General features: G+C 30.8%; 8 protein-coding genes. All 8 read right to left on the reverse strand.

Annotated elements, in window-relative coordinates:
* Genes lepA through ACTTA0_RS00660 form a run of 8 tightly spaced genes read right to left on the reverse strand, consistent with a single transcriptional unit; the run spans nucleotide 1 to nucleotide 9,564 of the window.
* Nucleotides 1-1,809 carry a translation elongation factor 4 gene (gene lepA / locus ACTTA0_RS00625; protein ID WP_440675517.1) on the reverse strand — a complete coding sequence of 603 codons (1,809 nt, stop codon included), beginning with the start codon at nucleotides 1,807-1,809 and terminating at the stop codon, nucleotides 1-3.
* A gap of 5 nt (nucleotides 1,810-1,814) precedes the next feature.
* A complete protein-coding gene (gene pheT / locus ACTTA0_RS00630) occupies nucleotides 1,815-4,223 on the reverse strand; it encodes a phenylalanine--tRNA ligase subunit beta (protein WP_440675518.1) in 2,409 nt (802 codons plus the stop codon).
* Complete coding sequence (gene pheS / locus ACTTA0_RS00635; protein WP_440675519.1) at nucleotides 4,220-5,287, reverse strand: phenylalanine--tRNA ligase subunit alpha; 1,068 nt, start codon at nucleotides 5,285-5,287, stop codon at nucleotides 4,220-4,222. The genes pheT and pheS overlap by 4 nt, the downstream gene beginning before the upstream one ends.
* Before the next feature lie 40 nt (nucleotides 5,288-5,327).
* Nucleotides 5,328-5,684, reverse strand: a complete 357-nt coding sequence (gene rplT / locus ACTTA0_RS00640) for a 50S ribosomal protein L20 (protein WP_440633264.1) — start codon at nucleotides 5,682-5,684, stop codon at nucleotides 5,328-5,330.
* Between the two features lie 2 nt (nucleotides 5,685-5,686).
* Nucleotides 5,687-5,893: a 50S ribosomal protein L35 gene (rpmI, locus tag ACTTA0_RS00645; protein ID WP_023854436.1), complete on the reverse strand. Its 207-nt coding sequence runs from the start codon at nucleotides 5,891-5,893 to the stop codon at nucleotides 5,687-5,689.
* A 53-nt stretch (nucleotides 5,894-5,946) separates the two neighbouring features.
* Complete coding sequence (gene infC, locus ACTTA0_RS00650; RefSeq protein ID WP_075505925.1) at nucleotides 5,947-6,492, reverse strand: translation initiation factor IF-3; 546 nt, start codon at nucleotides 6,490-6,492, stop codon at nucleotides 5,947-5,949.
* Nucleotides 6,493-8,409 (reverse strand): threonine--tRNA ligase, encoded by a 1,917-nt coding sequence (gene thrS / locus ACTTA0_RS00655; protein WP_440675520.1) that lies wholly within the window; start codon nucleotides 8,407-8,409, stop codon nucleotides 6,493-6,495.
* Nucleotides 8,410-9,564 (reverse strand): glycosyltransferase family 4 protein, encoded by a 1,155-nt coding sequence (locus tag ACTTA0_RS00660; RefSeq protein ID WP_262590113.1) that lies wholly within the window; start codon nucleotides 9,562-9,564, stop codon nucleotides 8,410-8,412.
* Between the last annotated feature and the right edge of the window lie 34 nt (nucleotides 9,565-9,598).

Here is a 9,598-nt window from a genome sequence, read left to right on the forward strand (position 1 = left end):
TTATTTTTCTTTTGAAATTTTAAGAACACCAATAAATGCCTCTTGAGGTATTTCTACTCTTCCAAATTGTTTTGATCTGGCCTTACCCTTTTTTTGTTTTTCTAATAATTTTCTTTTTCTATCTGTAGCTCCACCACCATGAATTTTTGTTAAAACATCTTTTTTAAATCCTTTAATTGTTTCTCTAGCAATAATTTTTCCACCAATTGCAGCTTGAACAGGAATCATAAAATTATGTCTTGGAATTAAGTCTTTTAGTTTTTCACAAACTTCTCTCCCAGTTTTTTGAGCAAAATCTTTATGTATCATCATGGCTAAGGCATCAACAGGTTCACCATTTACTAATATACCAAGTTTTACTAAATCGCCTTCTCTATGCTCAATTATCTCATAATCAAAACTTGCATATCCACTCGTCATAGACTTAAGTCTGTCGTTGAAATCAAAAACAACTTCATTTAAGGGAAGTTCATAATTTACCACTGCTCTATTGCCAGAATAACTAAGATTGGTTTGCACTCCTCTTTTGTCCTGGCACATCTTAATTATTGAACCTAGATACTGATCTGGTGTAATGATAGTCGCTTTAATCCAAGGTTCTTCAATATTTTTTATCAATGTTGGATCTGGTAAACTTGATGGATTTTGTAAATCTATAGTCTCGCCACTATTTAAATGAACTTTATAAACTACACCAGGAGTTGTTGTTAATAAATTAACATCAAATTCTCTTTCAAGTCTTTCTGTTACAATTTCTAAATGAAGTAAACCTAAAAACCCACATCTAAAACCTAAGCCTAAAGCTGAAGATGATTCTGGTTCAAAAGAAAAGCTAGCATCATTTAATTGTAACTTCGCTAACCCATCTTTTAATTTTTGAAACTCTGAGCTATCTACAGGAAACAATCCACAAAATACTACAGGTTTACTAGGTTTAAAACCTGGCAAAGCTTCATTTAATGGCTTTGTTGCATCACAAATTGTATCTCCAACTTTTGTTTCTGATAACACTTTTATTCCTGTTGTTATAAACCCTATTTCTCCTGTTTTTAATTCAGTGATATCAACTGGCTTTGGTGTAAAAACACCAACTTTTTCAACGATATATTCTTGATTTGTAGACATCATTTTGATCTTCATATGTTTTGAAAGTTTCCCATCTATAACTCTAACTAATATGACAACTCCTAAGTAAGTATCGTACCAACTATCAACTAGTAAACATTTTAAATCTGATGAACTTTCTCCTTTTGGAGCCGGTAAAGTGGTTATAATTTGCTCTAAAATATCTCCTATTCCTTCGCCAGTTTTTCCAGAACACGGAATAGCATTCTCAGTATCTATCCCAATAACTTCCTCGATTTGCTTTTTTGTTCTCTCTAAATCAGAAGCTGGCAAATCTACTTTATTCAATACTGGGACAATTTCATGATTTGTATCTAATGCCTGGTAAACGTTTGCCAAAGTTTGGGCCTCTACTCCTTGTGTACTATCCACAATCAAAATTGAACCTTCGCACGCATATAATGATCTACTAACCTCATAGCTAAAGTCTACATGGCCCGGGGTATCTATAATGTTTAAAATATATTCTTTTCCATCTTTAGCTTTATAATTTAGCTTTACTGTTTGAGCTTTAATAGTGATACCTCTCTCTCGTTCAATATCCATTGAATCTAAAACTTGAGCTTTCATCTCTCTTTCGGTCAGACCACCACAACTATGAATTATTCTGTCTGCAATAGTAGATTTTCCATGATCAATGTGTGCGATGATTGCAAAATTTCTTATATTATCGATTGAACTCATTGGCTTTAGGATCGAATTTTAGCGCCAGTTTTATTTTCGACTGTTTCTATAATTGACTTATTTATTTGATCTAAATCTGCTTCTTTGAGAGTTTTTTCTTGAGATTGAATTGTAACACTGATTGCAATTGATTTTTGGTTTTCAGGAATATTATCGCCCTCATAAACATCAAAAACTTTAATGTTAGAAATCAAATTTTTATCAACATTTGATACAACATTTACCAAATCTTGAACCTTAATTTTCTTATCAACTATAAAAGCAAAATCCCTTTCTGACTTTTGATAATCTGAAACAGAATATTTTGTTTTTTGATCTTTCAATGATTTTTTTGGTAATTTTAAATTATCAAGAAATATTTCAAAACCTACTAAGGACTCAGTTTTCATATCAATTGTCTTAATGATATTTGGATGAATTTCACCAAAGTATGCAACTACACTTTCTTTACCTCTATTTAAAAACAGTCTTCCTGATTTTCCCGGATGATAATAATCAGGCGTTTCATCATCGATAAAAAATTTTTCTGCATCGTAACCTGCTTCAACTAAAGTTTGAACTACATCTTTTTTGATATCAAAAACATCAACATTTCTCTCTTTTTCTAGCCAGGAAAGACGAGATTTTTTTCCAGCTGCTAAACCACAAACTACTATATTTTGTTCACCAGGCTGTTTTCCAAAAAACGTTGGTCCAATTTCAAAAATAGACAAATCTTTAATTCCTCTATCTATATTTTTACTCATATACATAATTAAATTTGAAAATATTGAATTTCTTAAAACTCCTAATTCTGAACTTATAGGGTTTACAATTTTTAATTCTTCATTTTGCCCTCTGAAATGATCATTGTATTTTGCATCTGTGAAAGACCAAGTAATTGCTTCCAAATAACCTTTTGAAGCAACAGATCTTTGAAGGAAATGAAACAATTTTTGAGTTTGTGTTAAAGTAGATTTTTTTCTCTCTTTGATTGGCTCTTCTAACTTGATTTTATCATACCCTACTATTCTTACCAATTCCTCAACTACATCTATTTCCTGAGTAATATCTGGTCTCCATGATGGGATAGTTAATTTAAAAAATTTTTTATCTTTTTTGCATATAAAACCTAGGTTATCTAAAATTTTTAACATATCTTTCGTTAAAATTTTAAAACCTGTTACTTTTTCAAATAAATTTGGATCAAATTTAATTATTGGATTTTTAAATGTACTAATTTTTTGGATATCAATCTTACTAATTTCACCACCACAAATTTCTTTAATTAAAAATGCTGCTTTATTTAAACCTTCTTCGATCGACAATTGATCTATTCCTCTTTCAAATCTAAACTTTGCATCTGTATCGATATTTAATCTTTTTGCTGTTCGTCTAATTGATCTTGGGTCAAAATAAGCTGACTCGATTAAAACGTTTTGTGTATCCATTTCTGTTCCAGATCTAGTGCCTCCAATAATACCACCTAGTCCTAACACGCCTTTGTTATCACTAATTACACACATGTCATCTTCAAGCTTATAGGTTTTGTTATCTAGGGCTGTAAACTCTTCGCCAGATTTTGAGTTTCTAACAATTATACCTTTTTCAATTTTATCAGCATCATATGCGTGTAATGGACGATTAATATCAATCATTACATAATTTGTAATATCAACAATTGCTGAAATAGGTTTTTGACCTATAGAAATTAATTTATCCTTTAACCACTTTGGACTTTCAGTATTTTTTACATTTGTTACCAAACAGCTTCCAAAAGAAAAACATCCTTGGTTTTTTTCGTTTGTAATTTTTACTTTAATTGTTTGAGATTTTTTCGAGTTTATTTTTTGTTTTTTAATCTGTTTTAATTTACCAAAGCCTGAAGCTGCTAAATCTCTGGCTATTCCTCTAACACCAAGACAATCCGGTCTGTTAGGTGTGATTGATAAATCAATTAAATTAGAATTAGATTGAGTAAAAAAACTTTTTCCAATACTTTTGTTGTATTTTGAGGTTGAAAGCTCAGTAATTCCATCACTTTCCTCAGACAAATTGAGTTCAGATTCAGAACAAAGCATACCATAAGATGTAACATCTCTAATTTTTGCTATAACTAATTTAGTTTTATTTTTTGGAATAACCGCACCAGGAGGAGCATAAACAGTGATTAAACCTTCTCTAGCATTTGGTGCACCACACACGACCTTCTTAATTTCTTTTTCACCCACATCAACATCGCAAACTTTTAAACGGTCTGCATTAGGATGTTTTTCCGTTTTTAAAATTTTTGCTACTTTGAATAAATCTAAACCTTCAGATAAATTTTCAACACTTTCAACTTCAAGTCCAATATCAGTTAATTTCTCAAGTAACTTCTCTTCTTTAGCACTTACAGATAAGTGATATTTTAACCAATCAAATGTTATCTTCATCGACTTAGACCTCTATAATTTGTGGGTACATCAAGTGGATCAAATCCAAAGTGATTTAACCATCTATAATCACAGTCAAAGAAAGCTCTTAAATCATTAATACCGTATTTTAGCATTGCCAACCTGTCTATACCTATGCCAAATGCATATCCTTGGTATTTAGCAGGATCAACTTTAACATTTTTTAAAACGTTTGGATGAACCATTCCACATCCTAAAATTTCAAGCCACTGATCTCCTTCTCCTATAACAATTTTACCATCTTTAATTTCGTAACCAATATCTACTTCTGCAGATGGTTCTGTAAAAGGGAAATGACTTGGTCTGAATCTCATTTTGATTTTTTCCACTTCAAAGAACTCTTTAATAAAATAATTTAAACATCCCTTTAAATGACCCATATTAATATTTTTATCTATATGAAGGCCCTCAACCTGATGGAACATTGGTGCATGTGTTTGATCACTATCTGATCTATATGTTCTACCTGGAGCAATAATTTTAAACGGTGGTTTATCCTTTAACATAGTTCTAATTTGAACTGGTGAAGTATGCGTTCTTAACAAAACTTCCTTATTTTCGTCCAAATAAAAAGTATCGTGCATGTCACGAGCTGGGTGATTATCTGGAGTGTTTAATGCAGTAAAATTATTATATTCGTTTTCTACATCTGGTCCTTCTTCAACACTAAAACCTATTTCTGAAAAGATAGATGAAATCTCATCTATCGTTTGAGATACAGGATGGATTTTACCTCTAACAAAAGATCTACCTGGTAAAGTTATATCAACTCTTTCTTTTTCAAGTTTTTGATTAATTTCTTTTGTCTCAATTTCTTTAATCTTTTCCGAAATTAAAGATTGAAGCTCATCCTTTATTTTATTTAAATCAGCTGCAAAAGTTTTTCTATCAGACTCTGGAATTGATCCTACTGTTTTGAATAAAGATGAAATTTGACCATTTTTTCCAAATAACTCTGTTTTGATTGTATTGATTTCATCTAAGCTTAATTCATTTTTAAGCTTTGATACAAATTGATCTCTAATATTTTTTATGTCTGACATATTAGTAGATTATTTCCTTAAGAAATAAAAACAATAGAGATTAATTTAAAGCGGATTGAGCTTTTTGTACAATTGTTTTAAATGCTTCTGGACTATCGTAAGCAATTTCAGCTAAAATTTTTCTATCTATTGCAACACCACATTTACTTAAACCATTAATGAATTTTGAATAAGTCATACCCTCTGCTCTTACACCAGCATTAATTCTTTGTATCCATAATGATTTGAAATCTCTTTTTTTGTTTCTTCTATCTCTGTAAGCATACTGCATGGATTTCTCCATAGCTTGTTTAGCAACTCTGATAGTATTTTTTCTTCTGCCCCACTGACCTTTTACGGCTTTCAAAACTTTTTTATGTTTTGCTTTACTTGTTACGCCTCTTTTAACTCTTGCCATTATTACCCTCTTAAACTGTAAGGCATGTATGATTTAACAATTTTGCCATCTTGTTTAGACAAAGTCGTAGTGCCTCTTAATTTTCTAATTTGCGAATTCGTTCGTTTAATCATACCGTGTCTTTTACCTGCTTGAGCAGATATAACTTTGCCCTTAGCTGATATCTTAAACCTTTTTTTTGCTGAGCTTTTTGTTTTTAATTTTGGCATAATTCTGCGGACTTATACAAAGAATGTTGAAATTTTACAACCTCTATTAAAGCTTATAAAGGTTGAATTACCATGATCATTTGCTTCCCATCAAATTTAGGTTGCAACTCTACTCTACCAATATCCTTCATATCCTCTTTAATTTTACCCATCAGTTCATTTCCTAAATGAGAGTGTTGGAGCTCTCGCCCTTTAAATCTGATGGTAAATTTAACTTTATCTCCTTTGGAGATAAATTTTTTTGCATTTTTGACCTTAAATTCATAATCATGAGTTTCTGTTACAGGTCTCATTTTAATTTCTTTTAATGAAATTATTTTTTGTTTCTTTTTTGCAAGATTTGCTTTTTTTTGAGCATCATATTTATACTTACCCATATCCATGATTTTGCATACAGGTGGGTTTGCATTAGGTGCAATTTCAATTAAATCTAATCCTTGGTTTTTTGCCATTGATATAGCTTCATTAGTACTAATGACACCAAGATTTTCACCATCACTTGCAATGACTTGAACATCCGGTGAAGATATTCGGTTATTAGACCTTGGACCTCTATCCTTTGTTCTTCTTTGAAAGTAGTTTTGTTTGAAATCTGCCACTTAGTTTGATGATGCTTTGTTTAAAGCAGAGAAAGTTTTTAAAAATGAATCTATATCCATATTTTCTTGTTTATTAGAGTCTAACCTTCTAATCGTTACTGAATTGGAGTCAACTTCTTTTTTACCACAAATTAATAAAAGAGGTATTTTTGCCAAAGAATGATCTCTAATTTTATAGTTTAAATTATTATTTTTAATATCAACTGCAGAACTTATGCCTGCTTCTTTAATTTTTTTAGACACTTCTATTGCGTAATCATTAAATTCTTCTGAAATTGGAATTACCATTGTTTGTAAAGGTGAAATCCAAAAAGGAAATTTACCAGCATAATTTTCAATCAATATTCCTATAAATCTTTCTAGAGAACCAAACAACGCTCTGTGAAGCATAACAGGAACTTTTTTTGTTCCGTCTTTATCAACATATGATGCATCTAATCTACCAGGTAAATTTAAATCAACTTGTAAAGTTCCACATTGCCAATCTCTTCCGATAGCATCTCTTAAAACAAATTCAATTTTAGGTCCGTAGAAAGCACCTTCACCTTTATTAATACTATACTCTAACTTAGAAGCTTTAACTGCTTCAAGAAGTGAGGCCTCTGCCTTGTCCCAAACCTCATCATCTCCAACTCTAACATTTGGTCGATCTGCATATTTTAAAATTACATTTTCAAAACCAAGGTCTTTATAAATATCTAAAATTAAGTTTGTTACATTTAAACACTCACTCGTAATTTGATCTTCAGCACAAAAAATATGTGCATCATCTTGTGTAAAAGCTCTTACTCTAAGCAAACCATGTAAAGCACCTGATGGTTCGTAACGATGAACCTTACCAAATTCTGTGATACGTAATGGAAGATCTCTATAACTTTTCAATCCTTGATTAAATACTTGTATATGACCTGGACAATTCATTGGTTTTATCGCAAAGACTTTTTCATCAGGAGTTTCTGATGTGTACATATTTTCTCCATATTTTTCCCAGTGACCGGATTTTTCCCACAATTGGCGGTCTAAAATTTCAGGTGTATTTACCTCTTTGTATCCAGCAGCATCCTGTCTGCTTCTCATATAATTAATTAATTTTTGAAATAATGCCCACCCTCTCTCATGCCAAAAAACTGAGCCTGGACTTTCTTCTCTAAAATGAAACAAGTCCATTTCTTTTCCTAATTTTCTATGATCTCTTTTTTCTGCTTCTTCTATTCTTTTTAGATGCTCATCTAAATCTTTTTGAGAAGCCCAGCTTGTACCATAAATTCTTTGAAGCATTTCATTGTTTGAATCACCTCTCCAATAAGCTCCTGAAACTTTCATTAATTTAAAGTATTTACCTATTTTACCTGTTGAAGAAAGATGAGGTCCTCTACAAAGATCATGCCAATCTCCATGAAAATAAATTGAAACATCCTCATTCTCTGGTATTGCCTCAATTAACTCGGCTTTATAGATTTCACCTTTTTTTTTAAAATGGTCTATAGCTTTATTTCTGTCCCAAACTTCTCTTTTAGTAATCTCGTCCCGATCAACAATTTCTTTCATTTTATTTTCAATCTTTGCTAAATCATCTTCTGTAAACGGATCTTTTCTAGCAAAATCATAATAAAATCCGTTTTCAATTACAGGGCCAATCGTAACTTGTGTTCCTGGAAACAATTCTTGCACTGCCATTGCTAATATGTGAGCAGTATCATGTCTGATGGTTTCTAGACCCTCAGGATTTTTAGATGTAAAAATTTTTACAGAACAATCTTTCTCAATTAGATGTTCTAAGTCTTTCAACTCGCCATCTACGCTTATTACCATTGCTTGTTTAGCTAATGATTTGCTAATTTTTTCTGCTACTTCTAATCCAGTAACTTTATTTGGGAAATCAATATTATTTCCATCAGGTAATGTAATTATAGGCATTTAATTTATTAATCTTTTATACTCTGAATAAGTAGAAAAGCACATTTTTTCAACATTAAATTTTTGAACTATATTTTTTCTTCCTTCAACACCAATTAATTTTAATTGAGTTTCGTCAATTGTCAGTGTTTTTAAAATTTTCTGACTTAAAGACTTTGCATCACCCGCTTTAAATAAATAGCCTGTTTTTTCATCAATGACAGTCTCATTAGAGCCACCAATATTACTTGCAATAATTGGTTTCTCCATAGATTGGGCCTCCACGGAAACTCTACCAAAAGCTTCTGGTTCAATAGAAGCTGAAACAATTATATCAGAAACTTTGTAAGCTAATGCCATATCTTTGCAGTGATCGATAAATCTTAGCTGTTTAGTTAACCTATATTGTTCTGAAAGTCTTATTAGTTTTTTTTTATACAAGTCTCTTCCCTGATCACTTCCAAGGATAACAGCATAAAATGCCTCATAACCTAATTCAATATTTGCCAGATTAATTGCTTCAATAAATACCTCTTGTCCCTTCCAGGTAGTTAATCTACCAGGCAAAAGTATAATCTTTTTATCTTTTTCTATTTCCCATTGTTTTAATAATTTTTTTTCTTCAGTTTCAAGTTTTGTAGTAGGATCAAAATAATCAACATTAATTCCCCTAAATACTACTAATAATTTTTTTTTTTGATTTAAATAATTTGAATAATTTTCTTTGATGTGTGAAAAAATAAAATTTGATCCTGCAATAATTAAATCAGATCGAACCATTACTGAATTATATAATTTTTTCAAATTACTTTTAAAATTATAAGTTCCATGAAATGTAGTTACAAACTTTCTGCTTGTTATCTTGGAGGCTATTAAACAAGACCATGCAGGCGCTCTACTTCTGGCGTGTATGATCGAAATATTATTAATTAAAATAATAAAAGTTAAAATTATTGCATTAATTAAAATTAATATTGGATTTTTACTCTGAACTGGAAGTCTAAAAACTTTTACTTTATTTTTATCTACAAATTTAAGTAACTCACCACCACTAGTAACTATAAATGACTTACAACCGTTTTCTGGCAAATAGTGAGCAATATCATAACAGCCGGTCTCTGCACCACCATATCCAAGTTTTGGTATTACTTGCAAAACTTTTAAATTAGATGACATTTGATATGATTATATATTAATTAGCAATTCTTAT

The organism is Candidatus Pelagibacter sp. HIMB1593 (genome assembly GCF_052047755.1).
Lineage (GTDB): Bacteria > Pseudomonadota > Alphaproteobacteria > Pelagibacterales > Pelagibacteraceae > Pelagibacter.

What these genes read in the sequence shown, in the direction of transcription:
- pheS (WP_440675519.1), bottom strand. Translation starts at nt 5,287, where the DNA reads ATGTCAGACATAAAAAATATTAGAGATCAATTTGTATCAAAGCTTAAA.
- pheT (WP_440675518.1), bottom strand. Translation starts at nt 4,223, where the DNA reads ATGAAGATAACATTTGATTGGTTAAAATATCACTTATCTGTAAGTGCT.
- thrS (WP_440675520.1), bottom strand. Translation starts at nt 8,409, where the DNA reads ATGCCTATAATTACATTACCTGATGGAAATAATATTGATTTCCCAAAT.
- rplT (WP_440633264.1), bottom strand. Translation starts at nt 5,684, where the DNA reads ATGGCAAGAGTTAAAAGAGGCGTAACAAGTAAAGCAAAACATAAAAAA.
- ACTTA0_RS00660 (WP_262590113.1), bottom strand. Translation starts at nt 9,564, where the DNA reads ATGTCATCTAATTTAAAAGTTTTGCAAGTAATACCAAAACTTGGATAT.
- lepA (WP_440675517.1), bottom strand. Translation starts at nt 1,809, where the DNA reads ATGAGTTCAATCGATAATATAAGAAATTTTGCAATCATCGCACACATT.
- rpmI (WP_023854436.1), bottom strand. Translation starts at nt 5,893, where the DNA reads ATGCCAAAATTAAAAACAAAAAGCTCAGCAAAAAAAAGGTTTAAGATA.